Here is a 23,604-nt window from a genome sequence, read left to right on the forward strand (position 1 = left end):
TTTTATTCTGAAAAATTTCTAAAATCGAACCAGAGATTCATTTTAATGCCTTCATCACCACTCTTAATCCTGATATTTGTAGGTTGGCTGCTTGGACCTTGGTGTGACAGAGGTTTGAAAGCTCTCATTCCCGGGATCTCGTACATAAAGGAGATATCCCCCGGCGGAAATTCTGGATAAGGGCTAACGTTAGAAATTGCATTTTTCGGCTCATCAGGCGTGAATAATCTTAGGAACAGCTTGTCATTTTCACTAAACACTCGAAAACTGTTTTCCCCTGCCTTCAGGTGTGCTCCAATCACGTTTGCATGATATCCTTTGAATTCGGGATAAATAAGATTTTCAAAACTTTCCCCGGTGATGGTAGTGTTATATTCTTTCTCCCAGATGTTATATTCTGTTCCTTTCAATCTGTTCTTCCAAACCCTGAAAGGACCTTTTCCCAGCCATTTAAACCCTTCGACTCCCTCTTCGGGAAAATCAAAAGTGATCCCAAATTTGTCAATATTGTCTTCAAAGAAAGCTCCATCGAAACCGTCGCCTCCACGGGCGTTTTTCAAGGCGATCATTTCCATTTTTAGTCGTCCATCCGGATGCATCGTCCATTTTATGCTGTGGATCCCCCCGGCGTATTCTATTTCACAGATAGCTTTTCCATCTTCCCTGTAGATGTTCGCTTTTTGCGCTTCTGCCTTCATTCCTACAGGGTGGGGGCCATTTAAAAAGGGTATCTTATTTTGCCCATTTTCGACCTGAAGAATTTCGCCGGTTTCAGCGCTAATTTTTACTTCAATGTCTCCACCAGAAAGAATAATTTCGTCCTGCTTTTTTTCTACACTGGCAGTAGCAGGAGCTTCTTGCTTCAGTAGAAATTTTTCTGCAAAATATTCTGCACGATGAATGGGCCATGTCCAGGTATATATTTCTCTCTCGTGTTTGTCCCAGGCTGTAATCTCCAGCCAGTCGGCTTCAAAAAAACCTGCAGGCACATCAAACTTTATTTTTCGGGTTTCTCCCGGTTCAGAATCAGGAAGGGAAACCTCTCCGGATGCAATTGTTTCGGGTTCAATATTAGAATAAAAAGTATTTTCAGATGCTTTTTTTACCCGGAACTCCATTCTTGCACTGTTTAGATTATTGAACAGGAAATCGTTTGTAACAAGAAAAGAACCGTCAAAAGTTTCAGATATGAGCCTGGGTTCAAACTGGATTGGTGCCCAAACTTCCTTAATGGTGTAGAAACTGCCTTCTTTTTCACGAAAAGGACCTAAAATTCCATCTGGGGCTAAGTTTCCTTTTGAATCATACTTTTGTTCTCCTTCCCAATCTGTACGTAAGACGGCGGCGTCATTAAATACCCATAGAAATCCTCCTGCAAACAACGGACTTTCTGTATAACGATCCCAGAAATCATCGAGTCCGGCTCCATGGCCGTTGTCATAAGTACCATGCATAAACTCAGTTGGGAAGAAAACGTTCTCCCCACTATTAAACCTGTGCATACCGGTTAGGTAAGTAGGGTAGTGGTGCGTATCCCAGCCATCAAAGTCGGCCCAGGGATGAATAACAATCCGTTTCTGAGGGTCGTATTCGTGAAAAACCGAATCAAGTTCATAATTCCAACCGCCTTCGTTTCCCTGATCCCAAATGATGATGGAAGGGTGGTTTACATCACGCTGTACCATTTCTTTGACAAGTTTGGTGCCGGTCTCTGTATCGTATGGATTCTGCCATCCTGCAAGTTCATTTAGAACAAATAATCCCAGCGAATCACAGACCTCCAGGAAATGCTTATCCGGCGGATAGTGGAAGCGTACCGCATTCATGTTCATGTCCTTGATGAGGTTCACGTCCATTACGCTTATTCTTTTACTGGTGCTTCTCCCGGATTCCGGCCATATTGTATGTCGGTTTACTCCTTTCATAAGTATTTTAGTGCCGTTTACGTAGATACCATCTTTTTTACGAAATTCGAGTGTACGGAAACCTATACGCTCTGTAGCTTCATGTAGGGTTTTTCCATTTTGGGTAAGCTTCAGCTTTAATTTATACAAATTAGGATCTTCGGGATTCCATGGTTTTACGTTCTCCCATTTTGCATGAATGGTATCCTTACTCGAGTTTTCTGAAATGGGGAAACTAAAAGTCTCAAAATCCCCGTTTTCTTCTCTTAAAGGAAGAATTGAAGCTTCAATTTGAGCATTTTCAGGAATATTTTTTAAATCCACTTCGGCAGTCAGAGAGCCATCCATTCTGGCATCAACGGCAAAATGTTCGATATGGGACTTAGGTTTTATTTCCAGCCATACGGAACGATAAATTCCACCAAACAACCACCAGTCGGCGTAACGTTCAGCACGATTCACATTATGGTTTTCAGAATGTTTCCATACATGTACCTCGAGTAGGTTTTTATTTCCGTAGTCAAGGAAGTCGCTAATGTCGTATTCAAATTGGTAAAAACCTCCCTGGTGTTTTGGACCCACAAGTTTTCCGTTTACTTTCACCTCTGTGTCGGTCATGGCGCCACCAAAAACAATTTTGACAGCCTTGCCTTTATAGCTTTGTGGAATTTCAAATTCATATTTGTAAAAGCCTTCTTCTTTACTGGGTTCGTCCTGTTCCAGCTCCTTATACCATCTACCGTACGTATAAGTGCCAAAACCTTCCAATTCCCATTGGTTAGGTACATTGATCTTGGACCATTTATTACTGTTCATGCCATCTGTTACCATGAAATCCCATTCTACCGGTTCTTCGAAACTTTCTCCAGAGAGATAGATTTTTTCTGTCTGTTGAGCTATGCCAATAGAAATGCTGCCGCAAAGGATCATCAAGAGGCTGTAAAACTTAATATTTAGAGTAGTCATTCTGTTTTTCTTCTAATTAATTTCCTTCAGGTTTGGTAGCTTCAAACCTAGAACTTGACGGAATGCTCCAGGTTGAAGGGTCGGTGGGTTTTTCCGGATTATAAACAGGTACTTCAGGTTTAATGAATTCTTTTAGCTTTAGATCTGAATTCCTGATCTCATTTATTACTGCTAAAGCAACTTCGTTTGCACCAAAACTGTTAAAGTGCGTGTCATCTTTTAACTCATCATCCTGTCCCGGAAAGGTATTTGCAGGATAATGCACAAAAGCTTTACGGGAGAGGCTCGCTCCCCAGGCCTCATACATTTGGGTGGTGATCTCAGTAATATCTATTAAAGGCACATCCATATCTTTTCCTACTTTTCTCATGGCAGCTGGATAATCCCCGTGGGTGTCCTTTAAGTTTTTGTCCTCTTTAAAATGGCGTCTTTGAGTAGGAGTAACCAGGACAGGGATTCCGCCTTTTTCCCTTGCAGCTTGAATGTATTCAATAAGTGAATTTGTGTAAGACTGCCAGGGGCCTTTTCCTTCCCCTTTTTCTTTTTGATCATTATGGCCAAATTCTATGAACAAGTAATCCCCGGGTTTCATTAGTGAAAGGATTTTATCCAGTCTCTTTCCTCCTTTAAAGGAATTAAGTGACAAACCGGAAGCTGCATAATTTGCAATCACAACATCTTGTGTAAAATACCTGGTAATCATTTGCCCCCATGATCCCCAAGGCTCGAAATCCTGATCTGTTACCGTGGAATCCCCTGCCAGGAAAATATTCGTTACACCGGCTGCTTCTTCTATGCTAATGCTTTTTACGGCCACTTCCCCAAGGAATTCCAAGGTTAATTTGTCGTCCCAGTTAAGATCATCCTCTTCACGGGGTTTGATATTAATATCTTTTTGACCGTTTACCTCGTTTACGGTACGTAAGTTTACTATGAACGTCCTTGTTTTGCTTTCCCCTTTTGGAACAGTTACCTGATTTAGCATCAAGCGGCGGGACTCGGCTTTTACCGTTGTTCTGGAATCCTTGTTTTCACTACCAAATTCGACAGTAACTTTGTAGTTGTCTTCCGGAAGCTTTATCGAAAAGTAAACAGGGGAACTTGCGGTAAAGGCATCTTCTTCGAAAGTCACTTTCCCGGCGGTGCCATAGTCGAAAAAATAATCGTCTTTTGATTCTTCAAAAACATGAGCATCAGATATTACAACCCCTTTTTCCTTTTCTGGACAATTTGTGCCGAAGCTGAAATTTCTTTCTTGTGATGTTTGCGCATTTTGTTTAAAAGTGGCGAAAAGAAGTAGGAGGCAAATTTTAATTTTATATTTCATAATTAATACAAGAAGGCTATTCTTTCGTTCAGTACCATTAATTTATGGGAAATTAAGTTTAACCAAAGATTTGACTAAAATAGACTATAGATGAAATAAAACTGTCCTGTACTGTGATGATTGATTTTAATCCATTTCTTTTACTAGCTTTTAATATCCGCTTCTGATAGTTCCGAAAAAAGGCATATTCAATTATAGGGCTTTAAGTATACACTGAGTAGCTCAAGAATTGGAAATAACAGACATAGGAATAAAATGGCCATACGTGTTCCTACTTTTCTACGTCAGCAATGTCTTTAATAACAGGAAGGTTACGACACGAATCAACAGATAATCGAAGAGCTATATGAAGAATTTGATCATTTCAGAATAAGGAATCAAATGATGTTAATTATGTGAAAGAATAGCTCTGGTACTTTCTACTAAAATCTCTTCCCTCTATCTATACTTCAGGTTTCCATCCGGGTTCGTAAGTTCTACTCCATAACTTCATGGCGTCACGATCAAACATACGTCCCGTTTTGTCATCAATTTCAAAACCTCTTCCTATTCTGGATGCAATATTTGCATAATGCACCATTGCCATGCTTACGTTAGCATCGTCAATAGGAGCATTAAGGTTCTCTTTTCCTCTTATAGTATCAAGAAAGTTCATCACATGATATGTTGATACATCGCCTCCTCCACCAAGAGCAGTGCCGGCTTCACTGGAGCCGGAATGATATTCTTTAATTACTTTACCTGTTCTATCGGTAAGAATATATTTTTCCCTGTCAATAAAAACACTTCCTTCGCTACCGTAAATAATTGTACCGCGACCTCCTCCATATGTATCATAGCCATTACGGCTTTTGCCGTCCCACTGAATAATCTTGTTCTCCGGAAATTTAAAGGTGGCTTCCATGGTATCATACATTTCCCAGCCATCATTTAAAAAATGCCGCTTCGCTGCTTCCACATCTGCATACAGAGGAAAGTCCACCTGTAAAGCCCAACGTGCAATGTCCAGTTCGTGAGTAGCATTATTTCCGGTTTCTGCAGTTCCGTACTGCCAGCCGTACCAGTGCCAGTTGTAATCCCAGGTTTCTTCGGTGTACTGGCGTCGGGGAGCAGGTCCCTGCCAAAGATCCCAATCCAGTCCCTGCGGCACGGGAACTTTTTTCTGAAGTGGGACTTCCCCACGTGCGTTGGTATAAAAGGCAACTGCTTTATAAGGAGTGCCAATTACCCCACTGTGAATGTCATTAATTATTTCTATAGTATGATCTGAAGATCGCTGTTGATTCCCCATTTGAACCACTTTTTGATATTTATCAGCAGCTTCTACAAGCAGTTCATTTTCTTCCATATTATGGCTTGAAGGTTTTTCTACATATACATGTTTTCCTCCTTTTATGGCAAGAATTGAACCGGGGGTATGCCAATGATCCGGAGTGGCATTTATTAAGGCATCTACTTTAGGGTCATCAATTACTTTTCTTATATCATTCTCCAGTTTGGGTTTATAATCGATATGTTCTGAAAACTTCTCCAGGGCTTTATGACGTTGGCTTTCCATTACGTCACACAAGTAAATCAATTCTACATTAGCTTCTTTTTTGGCTATGGGTTCATAAAAAGCTCCCAGCCTACGCCCAAGTCCTGCAATTGCTATATAAATTCTCTCATTAGCGCCAATAATACGTCTATAACTTTGGGCAGACATTCCCATTGCCGATCCTGCTACGGCCATCCCTGCACTGCCTAAGGTTGTTTTTTTTATAAAATCTCTTCTTGAAGCCATTATTCAGATTTAGAGGTTTTTGATCTTAATGTTTTTAAAAGCGACACGATCCCCGTGATCCTGTAACAGGATATGCCCCTTATCTTTTTCTCCAAAATTCGGCCATTGATCATATTTGCTTTCTGCAACCAGTTCCCGGTAATCGTTGCTTTTTCTTTCGTATTCCAGAACTTTCATCCCGTTTAACCAATGTTCTACATGGTTGTCTTTGGAGACAATGCGGCCTGAATTCCATTCTCCAACAGGGTTTACAGGCTTCTCCGGATCTGCCTGAATTAGATCATATAAAGAGGCAAGAGTACGACTTCCCTCGTGGTTACCAAGTTTTGCATCTGGATGGGTTTCATCATCCAGAATTTGATATTCCAGACCAATGGAAGAACCTGGACCTTTGTTAATATACGTATCTACATAATATTTAACACCGCTGTTGGCACCTTCTGTTAATTTGAAGTCAAATTTCAGTTCAAAATCACCGTACAATTCGGTCGTTACTATATCTCCTCCAGCAGCAGATTCTTGTCCACCGGAAGAAAGAACAATAAGTTCACCGTTTTCTATTATCCAACCTTCTTCGGGAAATTTATCCAATCTGGCTCCGCGCCAACCTTCTGTGGTTTCTCCATCCCACAAAAGTTCCCAGCCGTTGTTTTCTTCATTTCCAGTTAAGCTATTCCTTGTGGTAACAGGTTCTAAGGGAGTATCTGTGGAATATTGCTCAATATCTTCAGAAAGAATTTTTATATTCTTCCACATAATCTCGGTACCCTCCCTGTCATTTTGTCCAATGCTATGTACCTGAAGCGCAATAAATCCACTGGAGGTTTTTTCATCAATAAGATGAGCGGCAGGAACTCCGTTAATCCACGTTTTTATGGTGTCTCCTATGGCTTCTATTCTATATTTATTCCATTCATTTTGTTTAAAGGCAGCCTGGGCCTCTTTGTTTCCCTCTAAAGTCACTAACCAACCCCGCCTTGCTTCATCATAGATGCCACCGCTATATGCTCTTTCTGAAGGATCAATCTCTACCTGGTAACCATGCACCCGGCCATCCATATATTGTTCATTACTGTTACTTCTTATTTGAATTCCAGAATTCATGCTGGAATCAACTTTAAACTCCAATTCTAAAATAAAATTCGAGTAATTTTCTTCCGTAGTTAAGAAGGTATTGGGTGTGTTATGTACAGTAGAGCCTATAATAGCAGAATTTTCTATTCTATATTTTGCTTCCCCTCCTGATGTGGTCCAACCCTGAAGAGTTTCTCCGTCAAATAAACTTTTCCATGGCGTCTCATTTGCTTCAGAGCTCCCGCAAGATTGAAAAAGGATAAAAGCAAAACACAAGAAGGCGGTTTTATAGATGAGAATCCTGGTACGAGTCATGATATTAATATATTAATTTGTTAAATGAATGAGCGGACAGTGTGCCGGCAAATTTATAGCGTATCTGGAATAAATAATTATATAAAATTTTGAATTCAGCTCAGGCTTATATTCTAGCTAATCAGAAAAGGAAAAAAACTATCTCCCTTTAAGGAAGAAAAATTTCTAAACAGAATTTCTCTCTATATACTTAAATACATTTTTAACCCTTTCTTTTTTATTTTTCAAAACCATATAAGCTGCACATTCTCCCATTGCTTTAAAATCTGTGCTAATAACTGTTATTCCTAATAATTCTTTTAAAGGTGTTTCATTGTAAGAAATAATTCCAATATCTTTTCCTAAGGTCAGATCTTTCTTTCTTATCTGGCGCACCAGGTTTACCAAATCCCGCTCCTGAATGGTTATATAAACATCTTTACTCAGAAGTTCCATATCATCATATATCTCTTCCAATACTTCATAATCAAGATCATATTCCCTACAAAACTGCTGAAAACCTTTTAAAATTCGTCGGGGATAAGGATTAGCTGACTTATCAGGATAGACCAGGATTAGCTTATCATAATTTCTAATTTTCTCTAAACCTTCCTTAAGAGCTCTGTAGATATCGTTCTGAAAGTCCTGATAAATAGATCCATATTCTCCTTTAATTCCCGGTTTAGTGTTATCCAACATCAACAGTTTATCTTTAGGGATTTGCTCCAAAATTGAAAGGACGTCTTCTGTATAGCTTACATGATTGGAGTTCTCATCTCTAAAATGAGGCATAACAACATAATAATCATAAGCACCTAAATTTTTTTCCAATGCTTTTATAAATAAGGATTCGTCACAATGATATATGTACATGTTTACATGTCCATTAACTCCAATCGCCTCTACAAAGGAATTGTAGATCATCATTTTATAAGTACTGGATTTATTAACCAGGAAAAAAATATTAGATTTTGAAATTAAATCTGTTTTAGTGGTGTAGTAACCTTTTCCTTTTACAGAAATAATAACTTTCTGTTTCTTTAGCTGTTTATAAGCTTTTTCCACAGTATCTCTTGAAAGGTAACAACTCTCGCTAAGTTCATTAATTGAAGGTATCTTTTCTCCAACTTTTAGATTCCCATTGGAAATATCAGCAATAATAGAATCTACTATTTGTTTATATTTCGGAATACGGGAATTCGCATTAATCTTTATATCAAAAGTTTGAGTCATGTTTAAAAAATAGGAGTATTTAATTTTTAGGAGATTATTAACATAAAGGTAGTATAAAAATTCATTTTGAAATGATTTATAAGAAAACTTTTTAATTGCAGTACACCACAGGATAGCCGCTTGATTTTTATAAATTACTTTTGAATATGATGTTAACTTTTAGATAAAATTATGGAAAAAACATTTCAATACGTAGACTATCTCTGGGATGAGAAAAAAGCTGCCGATTTAGGCGATGACCAGGTCGCTTTATTCCTGTACCGATCCAATATATTAGGAGCCGATTTGAGAATTACCAATTATGGTGGTGGTAATACAAGTTGCAAAACTATTGAGAAAGATCCGCTCACAAACGAGGATGTGGAAGTAATGTGGGTTAAAGGCTCTGGTGGGGATATTGGAACTTTGGATAGGTCTGGTATTGCTGGTTTGTATACAGAAAGATTAAGGGATCTTAAGAATGTTTACAGAGGTCTTGAAGATGAGGATAGGATGGTTGGACTTTTCAATCACTGTATCTACGATTTGAACAGTAAAGCTCCGTCTATAGATACTCCTTTGCATGGTTTGCTTCCATTTAAACATATAGATCACCTGCATCCTGATGCTTTAATTGCTGTTGCAGCAGCAAAGGATAGCGAGAAGGTGACCAAAGAAATTTGGGGAGACGCAATGGGGTGGGTGCCATGGCAAAGACCCGGTTTTGACTTGGGTCTTCAGCTGGAAAAATGTCTTGCAGAAAATCCAGGTATAAGAGGTATTGTTTTGGGAAGTCATGGCCTTTTTACCTGGGGTGATACGTCTTATGATTGTTATATAAACAGTCTTGAGGTTATTGAAACAGCTTCAGAATATATTGAGAAGAAAATCAAAGAAAATGGTGAAGTTTTTGGCGGGCAGAAGATAAAAAGTCTACCTTCAGAAGAAAGGAAGGAAAAGGCTGCAAAGTTAATGCCTCTGTTACGCGGATTGGCTTCTTCGGAAAATAAAATGATTGGTCATTTTACAGATAGTGATACTGTATTGCAGTATATTAACAGTCATGATCTTGAAAGGCTGGCTCCTATGGGAACCTCATGTCCAGATCATTTTCTACGGACGAAAATTAAACCTCTTATTCTAAACTTAAATGCTTCTGAAGATGTGGATGATACAGAAGAGGTATTAAAAAAGTTAGAACCTGCTTTTGCCCAATATCGGGAGGATTACCAGGAATATTACGAGAACTGTAAACATGATAACAGTCCTGCGGTAAGAGATCCAAACCCTGTGATTATTATTTATCCAGGTGTTGGGATGTTCAGCTTCGCTAAGAATAAACAAACCACCAGGGTGGCCAGTGAATTCTACGTAAACGCCATTAATGTGATGCGTGGTGCTGAAGCCATTACAGCATATACTTCACTGCCAAGACAGGAAGCTTTTGACATAGAATACTGGCTCCTGGAAGAAGCGAAGCTAAAGCGTATGCCTGCGGAACAGCCGCTTTCAAGAAGGGTGGCCATTGTTACCGGTGCAGCCGGAGGAATAGGGAAAGCAATAGCTGATAAACTTGTAAAAGAAGGAGCAAATGTTGTGCTTACAGATGTAACTGAAGATGCCCTTAAGGAAGCCCTGAAAACATATAAGAAAGACCAGGTGGCAGGAGCTATTTGTGATGTTACTAATGGGGATTCTATTGAAGAGGCTTATAAACAAGCCTGTTTAGCTTTTGGAGGCGTAGATATTATAGTTCATTCTGCGGGACTTGCCATCTCTAAATCTCTTGAGGATACAACACTAAAAGATTGGAATTTACTTCAGGATGTTTTAGTTAAAGGGCAGTTTTTAATGGCTCAGGAAGGAGTTGCCATAATGAAAAAACAGGGTTTTGGAGGTGATATCGTAAATATTGCAAGTAAAAACGGATTGGTTTCAGGACCTAATAATGTAGGTTATGGAACAGCAAAAGCTGCACAACAGCATATGACACGTTTACTGGCTGCGGAACTTGGGGAAGACAAAATTCGGGTGAACACTGTAAATCCTGATGGTGTAATCGTAGGTAGTAAGATATGGGAAGGAGATTGGGCTGAAGGTCGTGCCAAGGCTCATGGAATAAAAGTAGAAGACTTGCCTAAACATTATGCTAAAAGAAATTTATTAAATGAAATTATCCTGCCGGAAGACATTGCCAATGGTGTATTTGTCTGTGTAGGAATTCTGGAGAAAAGCACAGGAAACACTATTAATGTAGATGGTGGTATGGCCAATGCTTTTGTAAGATAAGATTAAAAGTTGGTTAGTTTGTTAGTTAGTCAAATATGGCCTCACAGGTTTTGATAGTAAATCAAGACGGTGAGGCTCTATTTTAATTAAATGATAAGTCATAAAAATGAAGATAAATACTGATCATATTTCAGCATTAAATAAAAAACAGGAAGATTCTTATAGTTCAGAACTTGATTTCCTAAGAAACAAGTTTTCAAAAAAGGGAATTACCCTTGATGAGATCGTCCAAAAAGTTGCCGATTTTCAGGTAGCTATTCCCAGCTGGGCATTGGGTGCAGGCGGGACCCGTTTTGGGAGGTTCTCGTATGGAGGAGAACCCGCTTCTTTAGAACAAAAACTGGACGATATTGGGGTTTTACACGCCCTCACTAAATCGGCAGGAGCTGTTTCCTTGCACATTCCCTGGGATATTCCCGGCGATGTGAAGGCTATAAAAGATGTGGCAAAAGACCACGGAATTACTTTTGATGCAATGAATTCCAATACCTTTCAGGATCAACCAGATGCTAAAGAAACGTATAAGTTTGGTTCATTGAGTAGTGCAGATGAAGCTGCGAGAGAATATGCTATTCAACATAATAAAGATGTTATTAACATAGGAAAAGAACTTGGATCCAAAAGTTTAACCGTGTGGTTGGCAGATGGTGCTAATTTTCCAGGTCAGAATAATTTCCAAACAGCTTTAATTAATACTGAAAAAAGTCTCAAAAGCATTTATGAAACAATGCCTGAAGACTGGAAAATGTTCATTGAATATAAACCTTACGAGCCAAATTTTTACAGTACTGTAATCCAGGATTGGGGTACATCTTTTATGCTGGCCAATGCCTGTGGAGAAAGAGCTTATACCCTTGTGGATTTAGGCCATCATTTACCAAATACAAATATTGAACAAATTGTAGCCACTTTAATGCTTAAAGGCAAACTGGGAGGTTTTCATTTTAACGACAGTAAATACGGAGATGATGATGTGACTGTAGGCTCTATTAAACCTTATGCTTTGTTCCTGATTTTTAACGAGCTGGTCTATGGAATGGAAAATAATCCGCAAAACCCAGATTTCTCCTGGATGATAGATGCCAGTCATAATACCAAAGATCCTTTAGAAGATCTTATTCAGTCTTTGGAAGCTATTTTAATCGCCTATACACAAGCTCTTCTGGTTGATCAAAAAGCACTAAGAAATGCCCAGCAGGAGAATGATGTGGTTAAATGCCAGGAAATTTTGCAGGATGCTTACCGCAGCGATGTTCGTCCTATTTTAAAAGCCGCCCGTGAGAAATCGGGAGCAGCTGTTAATCCATTGCAAGCTTATCGCAATTTTGAAGTTCGAAAGCAGCTTATAAAAGAAAGAGGAACAAAAACATTGGCCACAGGATTGTAAATTTTTTTTCAGAATGACGCAAGTAAAAGTTACAGCCGTTTTTGATATCGGTAAAACGAATAAGAAATTCTTCCTGTTTGATAAAAATTATAAGGAAGTTTTTCGGGAGTATACACGCCTGCCCGAAACCAAAGATGAAGATGGTTATGCTTCAGAAAATATAGAAGAGCTACAAAAATGGATTAAAACCACCTTTGATGCCATTCTGGAGAAAGAGGAATATGAAGTAAAAGCAGTTAATTTTTCCTCTTATGGTGCTAGCTTTGTTCATTTAGACCATAACGGAAAAGTGCTTACTCCGTTATACAATTATACGAAATCGATTGAAGGATCTGTTTCTAATGAGTTCTATGCTAAATACGGAGGTGAACTTACCGTAGCAACCGAAACTGCTTCTCCACAATCGGGAATGCTTAATTCTGGAATGCAGTTATATTGGCTAAAGAAGAAACGACCGGATATATTTAAAAAAATAAGGTATAGTCTTCACCTGCCGCAATACTTATCTTATTTGTTCACAGGAATTCCTGTTAGTGATTATACAAGTATTGGCTGTCATACAAATCTTTGGGATTATGAGAAGGAAGATTATCATAGTTGGGTTTATAAGGAAGGAATGGATAAAATTTTGGCTCCTATAGTTCCAACTTCGGCAAGTATGAATACTTCTTATAAGGGGAAAAAATTAAAAATAGGAGTAGGTATTCATGATAGTTCTTCCGCTTTATTACCTTATATTTTAAGTAAAAAGAAGCCTTTTTTACTGCTTTCCACAGGAACCTGGAGTATAGCTTTAAATCCTTTTAATTCTGAAAAATTATCGGAAGAAGATGTTGAGAATAACTGCCTTAATTATTTGAGGGTGGATGGTAAACGGGTAAAAGCTTCCCGCTTTTTTATGGGAAATGAATATCGTATCCAGGTAGAGATTTTAAGTAAGTATTACGGAAAGGAATACGGTTATCATCGAAATGTAAAGTTTAATCAGGAATTATATCTCCAACTGGTGCAGAAACCTTCGATATACTTCAAATTTGAAGGGATTTCCCTTAAAAGAAAGCAACTGCATAAAACAGACTTGGAGCCTTTTAAAACTTTTGAGGAAGCTTATCATCAGTTAATGATAGAACTTATGGAGCTTCAAATCCAGACCATTACTAAGGCTATTGGTAATTCAGATATTAACAGGATTTATATTGATGGAGGGTTTACAGATAATGATGTTTTTATGAAATTAATGTCGCATCACTTCAGTAAATTTAAAATTCTTTCTACGCAATCTCCTCTTGGCTCGGCATTGGGTGCGGCTATGGTAATATCTAACAAAAAGGTTACCTCCAAATTTCTAAAAGAGAATTATAGAATGAAAAAGCTAATGCCGCTTTTTCTGGAATTATAAAATATTAGAAAGTAGAACTAATGAAAGTAGGACTTTTTGTTCCGTGTTATATAGATCAGTTTTTTCCAGAGGTAGGTATTGCAACACTTCAATTGCTGGAAAAGCATGATTGTCAAGTCATTTTTCCCGAAAAGCAAACCTGCTGTGGGCAACCTATGGCCAATAGTGGTATGGAACAGGAAGGCAAAAAGATTTATAATGATTTAGCCGGTCTTTTTTACAACTGCCAATATATCGTAGCTCCTTCCCCAAGTTGTGTGCATCACATAAGGTCACATTATGATATTGTGAAGCAAACAGAGGAAATTATACATCTGCGGAAACAGACGTTCGATATTGTTGAATTTTTGGTGGACATTTTAAAAATTGATCATCTGGAGGCAAGTTTTCCACATAGGGTAGGCCTGCACCAAAGCTGTCATGGCCTACGTGGAATGTACCTTGGGAAACCTTCAGAATTAATGAATGATATTCCCTCCAAATGGGACAAAGTTTTAAAGATGGTAGACGGGATAGATCTGGCCATGCTTAACAGGGCAGATGAATGCTGTGGCTTTGGTGGCACTTTTGCCGTTGCCGAAGAAGCAGTTTCGGTTAAAATGGGAAAAGATCGCTTGGCAGATCATAATCAAAATAATGTAGAAGTCCTCACCTCCGGAGATATGTCCTGTCTTATGCATTTACAGGGGATTGCCAAAAGACAAAAATCCGGACCCAAAATCGTACATATCGCCAATATTTTAAACGGAGATCAATTATGAGCCAACATTCGAAAAGAGCAGATAGTTTTATAAAGGACGAAGCTCGTACAGATTGGCATGATAAAGCATTGTGGCATGTACGGGAAAAACGAGATGCCAGTGCAGAACAACTTCCTGAATGGGAATTATTGCGCGAAACAGCTTCACAGGTCAAAGACAATGTACTGAGTAACTTGGATAATTATCTCATACAGTTTGAAGCTGAAGCAAAGAAAAACGGGGTTATTGTTCACTGGGCTGAAGATGCAGCAGATCATAACCAGATTATCGGTAAAATTCTGGAAAAGCACAACGCCAGGAAAATCGTAAAAAGCAAATCCATGCTTACTGAAGAATGTAAGCTGAATGATTTTCTGGAAGAAAAGGACATCGAAATTATTGATACAGATCTTGGGGAACGTATTATTCAGCTACGTAAAGAGCCGCCAAGCCATGTGGTCTTGCCGGCCATTCACATTAAAAAAGAAGAAGTAGGCGAACTTTTTCATCAAAAATTGGGTACCGAAAAAGGCAATTCTGATCCTACATATCTCACTAAAGCGGCCCGTACACATCTAAGAAATAAATTCTTTGAAGCCGATGCAGCCATTACCGGAGTGAACTTCGGAATTGCAGAGACCGGGGGAGTGGTCATATGCACGAATGAAGGAAATGCAGATATGGGTTGTCATTCAGCTCCCGTGCAAATCCACTGTATGGGTATAGAAAAGCTCCTACCGCAAGCTGAACATTTGGGTGTTTTTATCCGCTTGCTCGCAAGGAGTGCTACTGGGCAGCCAAGTACCATTTATACTTCCCACTATCACAAACCAAGACCCGGTGCAGAAATGCATGTGGTGATTGTTGATAATGGCAGAAGTATCCACCTGGGAAAAGAAGATTTCAGAAACAGTTTAAAATGTATCCGTTGTGGAGCTTGTATGAATACCTGCCCGATTTACCGGAGAAGTGGAGGGCATAGTTATCATTCTACCATTCCGGGGCCTATAGGTGCTATTTTATCACCAAACAAAAATCTTAAGGAATATAGTGATTTACCTTTTGCATCCACTCTATGCGGCTCCTGTAGCAATGTTTGTCCGGTGAAAATTGATATTCATGAGCAGCTGTACAAATGGCGGCAGGAAATCTATAAGAATAACCAACTCCCGAAATCAAAGACAATTCCGCTGAAAATTACAACAAGGATTTTTGAGAACCCTTCGGTTTATAATTCTTTAGGAAAAATCGCGCGTGGATCACTGCGTAATTTACCGGGATTTATGATTTATAATAATTTCAATACATGGGGAAAACAGCGCGATTTACCCGATGCTCCAAAAGAAGGATTTAAGCAATGGTACAAAAAGAACAGGAATGAGTAAGTCAGCGATTTTAGAAATAATAAAAAGGAACAAGCCGGAACTGGTTGCGTTGCCCGATTTATCTGTTTTTCAGCATGATGTGCCGCGGGAAGAACTTATTAAAGACTTCATTTCGGTTTCCACTGGCAATATGAGCAATGTTGTAAGTATAATAGATTCTGAAGTTCCTCTGCAAACTTACCTGAAGGAGTTTATCAGTGAAAATTATCCATTGGCAACTACTTTTTACGACACTTTAAATTCCGAAAAAGATTCTTCAGAAGTAGATTTCACGCAGAAACCTATTGATCTTTTTATTGCTGAAGCAAAACTGGGTGTTGCAGAAAACGGCGGATTATGGTTTGATGACAGCATCTTAAAACAACGAATATCGACTTTTGCCTGTGAGCATACTTTAATGATTATTAATCACAAAAAAATTGTTCCAACAATGCACCAGGCTTACCAAAAAATAAGCATATCCGGAACAGGATACGGAGTATTCATTGCCGGTCCATCTAAAACCGCAGATATCGAGCAGTCCCTGGTGGTTGGTGCGCAGGGAGCGGTAAGTAACACTGTAATACTAATTTGAAATATGAGTCAGGCCCAAATAGAACAGGAAGTAATTGAAGTTGAAACTTCAGGTGAATTCGAACGGCAGGCCGTTCCCCAATCGCAATGGAAAAGCTGGAAAAGCTTCTTGGGAATGTATGCCGGGGAACACGCTGCCGGAACAGAATTTGTAATCGGTCCGCTTTTTTTAACGACCGGGGTAAGTGCCTTCGATTTAATTGTAGGTTTATTCCTCGGGAATCTTTTGGCTGTACTAAGCTGGCGTTTTTTGACTGCAGAAATTGGCACAAAATTTCGCTATACATTGTATTATCATCTGGAAAAAATTTGTGGAAAAAGATTGGTCACGGTCTATAATTTATCCAACGGACTGTTGTTTTGTTTTTTAGCAGGAGCCATGATTACCATTTCTGCAACAGCAGTAGGTATTCCATTTAATATGGAAATGCCACGTCTTACAGATACAATGCCCAACAGCCTTACCTGGGTGGTTATTGTCTTATGTATAGGCGCTGTAATTTCTGTAGTTGCAGCCCGTGGATATAATACAGTAGCAAAGGCAGCGAACTGGATGTCACCAATAATAGTATTAGCATTTGTAGCGTGCGGAATTGTTTCCCTGATAAATCTTGAGGTCGCTAGTTTTTCTGACTTCTGGAATATTTGGGGCGAAGGTAGCGAACCTTTTCCTGGGCAGATAAAATATACTTTCTGGCATGTTCTTTTATGGTCCTGGTTTGCCAATGCTGCGATGCACGTTGGGATGTCCGACTTATCTGTTTTCAGATACGCCGAAAAACCTTCAGTGGGATGGACAACTGCAGCCGGAATTTATATTGGACACTATATTGCGTGGATCTCTGCGGCTTTGTTATACGCGGTTTACTTGCAGTCACCGGAAGCTCAGGTATTCCTTGGCAATGGTGAAGCGCCACCGGTAGCTCCCGGTCCGCTTGCTTACAATGCTATAGGGGTATTCGGCATTCTTGCAGTAATCCTGGCAGGCTGGACAACCGCAAATCCTACAATTTATCGTGCAGGACTTGCATTCCAGGCTGTTATTCCTAAAACGTCTACGTTCTGGGTTACAATAATAGCAGGAACGGTAGCTACAATCGCTGGGTTATTCCCTGCTTTTGCCATGAAATTATTGGATTTCGTAGCACTTTACGGATTTATTTTAGCACCAATAGGAGCAGTAATAGTTTTTGAATATTTCTTCGGAAAAAGATTCGGGATACAATCTTTTTATGCGGAAAAAACAGGAATTAAATTTAATCAGGCAGTTTTCTGGGCATGGCTAATCAGCTTTGCAGTCTTCTACACCATATCCGTGCAGTTTGATGTGTTTCTTTCATTTCTCACATTACCCGCATGGATATCCTGCGGAATATTATTCCTGATAATCAGTAAATTTTATCAAAAAAAGGTGAGCACATAAGAGTGGTTTTTACATGTGTTTTAGAGGGGCCGTCATTAAAATTTGACGGCTCTTTTTCATTATGTGTCAGGTAGGTGCAGGATACCTTTATTAATTAGAAAAGTGATATTGCTTTCAATTTTAATAATCAGCTTTTAAATGAAAAAAATCTTCATACTATTTCTTTTGATAATTTCCTTTGTATCCTGTAAAGAAAAGGAGTCGCAGGAAGAGCAAAAACTAATTGCAGAAGCCGAAATTTTCAAACCTGATTGGGTGGAGGATGTTGGCGCCAAAAAATTTCAATTTAAAGAAGATGTTTTTTATGTAAATGATTACGGTGCAATAGACGACGGTTCTAAACTGACTACTGAAGCTATTCAAAAAGCAATTGATGCCTGTGCGGAAAATGGAGGAGGAAAAGTAACCTTTAAACCCGGAGTCTACTTAACAGGGTCTGTTTTTATAAAAGAAGGTGTCCATTTTAATATCCCTGAAGGAGTCGAAATTAGGGGTAGTGAAGACATAAATGATTATCCTGATATTCAAACACGGGTAGCAGGTATAGAATTGGAATGGCCCGCTGCACTCATTAATGTAAGGGATCAAAAAAATGTCACTATAGATGGCGAAGGCCTGGTAGATGGGCAGGGAAAAGTTTTTTGGGATTATTACTGGGAATTGCGCCGGGAGTATGAACCCAAAGGATTGCGGTGGATCGTAGATTATGATGCTAAGCGACCAAGAACTTTTCTGATTTCGAATTCTGAAAATGTTTTTCTTAAAGATTTGAATATTCAGAAAGCTGGATTCTGGACTGTGCAGGTTTTATATTCCGAATATATTACTGTAGATGGCTTAACCATTAGAAATAATATCGGAGGACATGGCCCAAGTACAGACGGTATTGATATTGATTCCTCAAAGTGGATTCTAATCCAGAATTGTGATATAGATTGTAACGATGATAACTTTTGCCTTAAAGCCGGTCGGGATTGGGATGGCCAGCGTGTAGATCGATCTACAGAGTATGTGGTTATTAGAGATTGCATTGCGCGACAGGGCTCAGGCTTGTTTACCATAGGTAGTGAAACGGCTGGAGATATCAGGCACGTGTATGTTTCTAATATTCAGGGAAAAGGAACTAAAAACGGACTTAATATTAAGTCGGCAGTCACACGCGGAGGAACGGTAGAAGACGTTTACCTGGAAAATATTGAGATGGACAGTGTGGGTACTTTTATAGAAGTTTCTATGAACTGGAACCCTAGTTACAGTTATTCCAAACTGCCTGAAGGTTATAACCGGGATTCTATCCCCGAACATTGGAAGACCTTACTCCAAAAGGTGGAGCCGGCATCCAAAGGTATTCCTACTTTTAAAGACATAACCCTATATAATATTAATGTGAGAGGGGCTAAAAGAGCTATAAACGTGAATGGTCTTGAAGAATCTTACATCAATAATTTTAATTTAAAAGATGTGAGTATTCAGGCAGAAACAGCAGGTCAGATCGCTTACAGCAAAAACTGGGAACTTGAAAATGTTACTATAGAAACAGATGACAACTCTGAAGTAAAACTTGAAGAGACTGTAAATGTAGAGTTTATGGATTCTGTGTATGTAAAGGAATAATATTTTCATTGCTTATCAATTTCTTGGTCATTTTAAAAAAACGTTTCAATAATGATTCTTTTTCACCGTTTATTTTCTTTTTTCCTGATTTTGACCGTTATGACAAACCACTTGGACCTTCATGCACAGCGGCAAATGGAAAACCTTGATCGGGGACTAATTGTTTTGAAAAAGAACGACGGAAATTTCTTTGTTCAGTGGCGACTTTTAGGAAATGATCCAGATGATCTGGCCTTTAATCTCTATAGGCAATCCACAGGTGACGGTCCTGTTAAACTTAATTCAAGTCTCTTGACGGGAGCAACAAATTTTACAGATTCTACTGCCAATCCCAAAAAAGAAAACACCTGGTTTGTAAAAGCTGTACAGAGCGGCAGAGAAAAAGACGAAAATTGCCATTTTACGATAGCAGCTAATATTGAAGCTAAACAATATCTTTCTCTTCCTCTACAATACATTGAAGGCTACACTCCCAATGATGCTTCCGTGGGAGATCTCGATGGAGACGGAGCTTATGACATTGTACTGCACCAAACCGGGCGTAGTAAAGACAATTCTCATGAAGGATTTTCTGATGAACCGGTTTTTCAGGCTTATAAACTCGACGGAACGCTATTGTGGGAGATAAATCTGGGAAAAAATATCAGGGAAGGAGCACATTATACTCAGTTTATGGTCTATGACCTTGATGGAGACGGGAAAGCAGAATTCGCCTGTAAAACTGCCGACGGTACAGTAGATGGAAAAGGTGAGGTAATTGGCAATTTAAATAAAGACTGGAGGGATAAAGATCCTGATTCTCCAACTTATGGCAAAATTTTAAAAGGACCAGAATTTTTTACAATTTTCAGTGGTGAAACCGGTGAAGCCCTGGCTACTACAGATTATATTCCGGGAAGAGGGAATATAGGTGCCTGGGGAGGTGTGGGAGGAAATGGTGGTAACGATCGGTCGGGGAATCGCGTAGACCGTTTTACAGCATGCATTGCTTATTTGGATGGGAAACGTCCCAGTGTGGTAATGGGCAGAGGTTATTACGGAAGATCTGTTCTCGCAGCCTGGGATTTTAGAAATGGGGAACTAACCTCAAGATGGGTGTTTGATAGTGAAAATAGAGACAACCCTTATTCAGGAATGGGTAATCACAACCTGTCAGTAGCAGATGTAGATGAAGATGGAAATGATGAAATTATATTTGGAGCAATGGTGGTGGACGATAATGGTGAAGGTTTATACACCACTGGTTTGCGCCATGGAGATGCACTACATGTAACAGATCTTGATCCAGATACAGAAGGACTGGAAGTATTTGGTATTCATGAAATTGAAGAAGGCACAAAAGGTCCTGGAGTTGCAGTTTTTTCAGCTAAAGACGGAAAAATTTTATTTCGGGATGCAGAAGACAGGGATGCCGGTCGCGGAGTAGCAGCCAATATCGACAGCAGCCGTAAAGGAGCGCAAATGTGGTGGTCTGGTTCTAACGGACTTTTTGATATCAAGGGCAACCGTATAGGAGATGAACCAAATTCTACAAATTTCCTCATCTGGTGGGATGGAGATGCTTCACGTGAGCTTCTAAACAGGAATTATATTGACAAATACGGTGAAGGGCGCATTTTTACAGCTAATGATGCTACTTCAAATAATGGCACTAAAGCAACTCCAACCCTTTCAGCAGATATTCTGGGGGACTGGCGCGAAGAACTTATTCTAAGGAGTGAGGATAATACCGAGTTACGAATTTATTCCACTACGATTCCTACTGAAATTCGGCAGTATACCCTAATGCACGACCCTCAATACCGGCTGAGTATTGCCTGGCAAAATGTAGGTTACAATCAGCCTCCTCATACAGGATTTTATATGGGAACAGGAATGAAGTCTGCTCCTAAACCAGATATTGAAGTTGTCTATCCTTAATCATATTGTAAAGGAACGAAAAGTTTCATCTCGTAACTTCTATGCTGCTGAAAGTGGGTATATTTTGAAGCGTAATGGCAAAACAATAATAAATAATGCAACGAGTTTAAAGGGAGTGAGTGAAGTGAATGACTGAAATAACTCCGTAAAATCATTTCAAATGAATATTTTAGGAAAGTTTTACCTGGTTATCTTCTTATTCTGCAATCTTCTCAGTTTTGGGCAAAACAAAATTGACAGAAAAGCGGTGGTTAGTCGCCATAACGTAAAAGTGAATGCTATAGATACACTTGCTTCGCTTTCTGTAGGAAATGGATCCTTTGCTTTCACCGTAGATGCAACGGGTTTACAGACTTTTCCAGATTATTATCAAAATGGGGTGCCGTTGGGGACACAGTCCGACTGGGGTTGGGACAGTTTTCCTAACACAGAAAATTATACGTTTGAAGAAACCCTGGAAGAGTACGATCAAAATGGAAGAAAAGTAACCTACGGTGTCCAGCCGAAAACGCCGGAAAGAGCGAAAGAAGCAGCAGAATATTTTAGAGCCAATCCGCACCGGTTGCATTTAGGAAGCCTGGGATTTGAGCTATATAAAAAAGATGGTGAACAAGTTCAACCTGAAGATATAACCGATATAGATCAGACTCTGAATTTGTGGACAGGTGGGATTATTAGTCATTTTAAAGTTGAAGGTGTTCCTGTTTCTGTTCAAACGTTTGTTCATCAGGAAGAAGATGTGATTGGTATAAAAATCGAGTCAGATTTAATTAAGCAGAAACAACTAAAAATCAGGATAAGAATTCCATATCCTACGGGAGAATGGATGGATACCGGAACAAAATGGGAAGGAAATCAGGATTACGACAGCAGTCTATCGCAAAAAAACAATGATGAAGCTGTTATTTTCCATAAAATGGATTCTATTAATTACAATATAAGCCTGGCCTGGAAGGGAAAAGCAAGGATAGCTAAAAAAGAGACACATTATTTTTTACTACAACCTCTAGAAGGTAATTCGTTTTCCTTCAGTTGTAAGTTCAGCAATAAAAGAATAGCAGAAAATCCTTCTTTTTCTTCAGTAAAAAGTAGCAGTAAAAAAGGTTGGGAAAAATTCTGGGAGAGTGGGGGAGCAGTAGATTTTTCCGAATGCAAAGATAGTCGCGCAATGGAACTGGAGAGAAGGGTGGTTCTTTCTCAATATCTTACCAAATTACAATGTACCGGTGAAATACCGCCGCAGGAAAACGGACTAACTTATAACAGCTGGTACGGGAAACCACATCTGGAAATGCATTGGTGGCACGGAGTCCATTTTCCATTATGGGGAAGATCGGAGTTGCTGGAGAAAAGCCTGCCCTGGTACGACAAAACATTTAATAAAGCCAGGAAAATAGCCGAGCGGCAAGGTTTTGATGGAGTGCGCTGGCAAAAAATGACCGATCCTTACGGAGATGAAGGTCCGTCTTCTGTGGGAGCTTTTTTAATCTGGCAACAACCTCATTTTATTACCTTTTCAGAATTGATGTATAGAGCAAATCCGAATAAGGAGACACTTGAGAAATATTCAGAAAGAGTTTTTGCGACGGCAGATTTTATGGCTTCCTTTGCGCAGTTTAATCCGCAGAAGAAAAGATATGAGCTGGGACCCCCGGTAATTCCTGCTCAGGAACGCTTTAAAAAGACTGAAACTTATAACCCTACTTACGAATTGGCTTACTGGAAGTGGGGCTTAAATACAGCCCTCAAATGGAAAAACCGTTTGAACCAGGATAAGAATCCCCGATGGGCAGATGTGGCAGAAAAGATATCCGATTTACCGGTTCAAAATAATGTTTACCTGGCGACAGAAAATGCCGTAGATTCTTATACAAATACCGAATATAAAACCGATCACCCATCAGTTCTGGGAGCATTTGGAATGTTACCCGCAACCGAATTTCTGGATCAGGAAACCATGAACAGTACCTTTAATAAAGTATGGAAGGAATGGTCCTGGGAAGAAACCTGGGGATGGGATTTTCCAATGACAGCGATGACGGCTGCAAGGCTGGGACAACCAAATAAGGCTATAGATGCTTTGTTTATGGACGTGCAAACAAATACGTACCTTAAGAATGGTCATAATTACCAGGATAAGCGGCTAAGACTTTACCTTCCCGGTAATGGAGGATTACTTACCGCGGTAGCTATGATGTGCGCCGGATGGGATGGTAGCACAGAAAGAAATCCTGGTTTTCCAGATGATGGAAACTGGGAGGTAAAATGGGAAGGTCTTATGAAAATGCCTTAATACTCTCTGCTTCTTAACCCG

Annotated in this window: 15 protein-coding genes; 10 read left to right on the forward strand and 5 right to left on the reverse strand. The window is 39.4% G+C overall.

Going from position 1 to position 23,604, the window contains the following annotated elements; genetic code table 11:
• Nucleotides 1–2: 2 nt before the first annotated feature.
• From RM549_RS03995 to RM549_RS04015, 5 genes are all read right to left on the reverse strand, one after another.
• Nucleotides 3–2,870, reverse strand: coding sequence for a glycoside hydrolase family 2 TIM barrel-domain containing protein (locus RM549_RS03995; RefSeq protein WP_311681738.1), 2,868 nt, complete (start codon nucleotides 2,868–2,870; stop codon nucleotides 3–5).
• A 16-nt stretch (nucleotides 2,871–2,886) separates the two neighbouring features.
• The gene (locus RM549_RS04000) at nucleotides 2,887–4,197 is read right to left on the reverse strand and encodes a rhamnogalacturonan acetylesterase (protein WP_311681740.1); all 1,311 of its coding nucleotides are present in this window, start codon (nucleotides 4,195–4,197) and stop codon (nucleotides 2,887–2,889) included.
• 442 nt (nucleotides 4,198–4,639) lie between these two features.
• A complete protein-coding gene (locus RM549_RS04005; RefSeq protein ID WP_311681742.1) occupies nucleotides 4,640–5,980 on the reverse strand; it encodes a Gfo/Idh/MocA family protein in 1,341 nt (446 codons plus the stop codon).
• Between the two features lie 9 nt (nucleotides 5,981–5,989).
• Complete coding sequence (locus RM549_RS04010) at nucleotides 5,990–7,369, reverse strand: 3-keto-disaccharide hydrolase (RefSeq protein ID WP_311681744.1); 1,380 nt, start codon at nucleotides 7,367–7,369, stop codon at nucleotides 5,990–5,992.
• Between the two features lie 165 nt (nucleotides 7,370–7,534).
• Nucleotides 7,535–8,581 (reverse strand): GntR family transcriptional regulator, encoded by a 1,047-nt coding sequence (locus tag RM549_RS04015; RefSeq protein ID WP_311681747.1) that lies wholly within the window; start codon nucleotides 8,579–8,581, stop codon nucleotides 7,535–7,537.
• Between the two features lie 171 nt (nucleotides 8,582–8,752).
• On the opposite strand from RM549_RS04015, the gene RM549_RS04020 reads away from it, so the two are divergent.
• The 10 genes from RM549_RS04020 (at nucleotide 8,753) to RM549_RS04065 (ending at nucleotide 23,583) form a co-directional block, all read left to right on the forward strand.
• Complete coding sequence (locus RM549_RS04020; protein ID WP_311681754.1) at nucleotides 8,753–10,849, forward strand: bifunctional aldolase/short-chain dehydrogenase; 2,097 nt, start codon at nucleotides 8,753–8,755, stop codon at nucleotides 10,847–10,849.
• 106 nt (nucleotides 10,850–10,955) lie between these two features.
• Nucleotides 10,956–12,236 (forward strand): sugar isomerase, encoded by a 1,281-nt coding sequence (locus RM549_RS04025; RefSeq protein WP_311681758.1) that lies wholly within the window; start codon nucleotides 10,956–10,958, stop codon nucleotides 12,234–12,236.
• Between the two features lie 13 nt (nucleotides 12,237–12,249).
• A complete protein-coding gene (locus RM549_RS04030) occupies nucleotides 12,250–13,635 on the forward strand; it encodes an FGGY-family carbohydrate kinase (protein ID WP_311681773.1) in 1,386 nt (461 codons plus the stop codon).
• Between the two features lie 20 nt (nucleotides 13,636–13,655).
• Entirely contained in the window at nucleotides 13,656–14,396 is a 741-nt protein-coding gene (locus RM549_RS04035; protein ID WP_311681775.1) for a (Fe-S)-binding protein, read from the forward strand.
• Nucleotides 14,393–15,760, forward strand: a complete 1,368-nt coding sequence (locus tag RM549_RS04040; protein ID WP_311681778.1) for a lactate utilization protein B — start codon at nucleotides 14,393–14,395, stop codon at nucleotides 15,758–15,760. Before RM549_RS04035 ends, RM549_RS04040 begins: the two co-directional genes overlap by 4 nt.
• On the forward strand, nucleotides 15,753–16,334 hold the full coding sequence (locus RM549_RS04045; protein WP_311681782.1) for a LutC/YkgG family protein: 582 nt from the start codon (nucleotides 15,753–15,755) through the stop codon (nucleotides 16,332–16,334). Before RM549_RS04040 ends, RM549_RS04045 begins: the two co-directional genes overlap by 8 nt.
• A gap of 3 nt (nucleotides 16,335–16,337) precedes the next feature.
• Nucleotides 16,338–17,756 carry a purine-cytosine permease family protein gene (locus RM549_RS04050; RefSeq protein ID WP_311681783.1) on the forward strand — a complete coding sequence of 473 codons (1,419 nt, stop codon included), beginning with the start codon at nucleotides 16,338–16,340 and terminating at the stop codon, nucleotides 17,754–17,756.
• A 138-nt stretch (nucleotides 17,757–17,894) separates the two neighbouring features.
• The gene (locus RM549_RS04055; protein WP_311681785.1) at nucleotides 17,895–19,370 is read left to right on the forward strand and encodes a glycoside hydrolase family 28 protein; all 1,476 of its coding nucleotides are present in this window, start codon (nucleotides 17,895–17,897) and stop codon (nucleotides 19,368–19,370) included.
• A 99-nt stretch (nucleotides 19,371–19,469) separates the two neighbouring features.
• On the forward strand, nucleotides 19,470–21,290 hold the full coding sequence (locus RM549_RS04060) for a rhamnogalacturonan lyase (RefSeq protein WP_311681788.1): 1,821 nt from the start codon (nucleotides 19,470–19,472) through the stop codon (nucleotides 21,288–21,290).
• Between the two features lie 160 nt (nucleotides 21,291–21,450).
• Nucleotides 21,451–23,583, forward strand: a complete 2,133-nt coding sequence (locus RM549_RS04065; RefSeq protein ID WP_311681794.1) for a hypothetical protein — start codon at nucleotides 21,451–21,453, stop codon at nucleotides 23,581–23,583.
• Nucleotides 23,584–23,604: the final 21 nt, after the last annotated feature.

Origin of the sequence: Autumnicola patrickiae (assembly GCF_031846525.1) — a bacterium.
Classification (GTDB): domain Bacteria; phylum Bacteroidota; class Bacteroidia; order Flavobacteriales; family Flavobacteriaceae; genus Autumnicola; species Autumnicola patrickiae.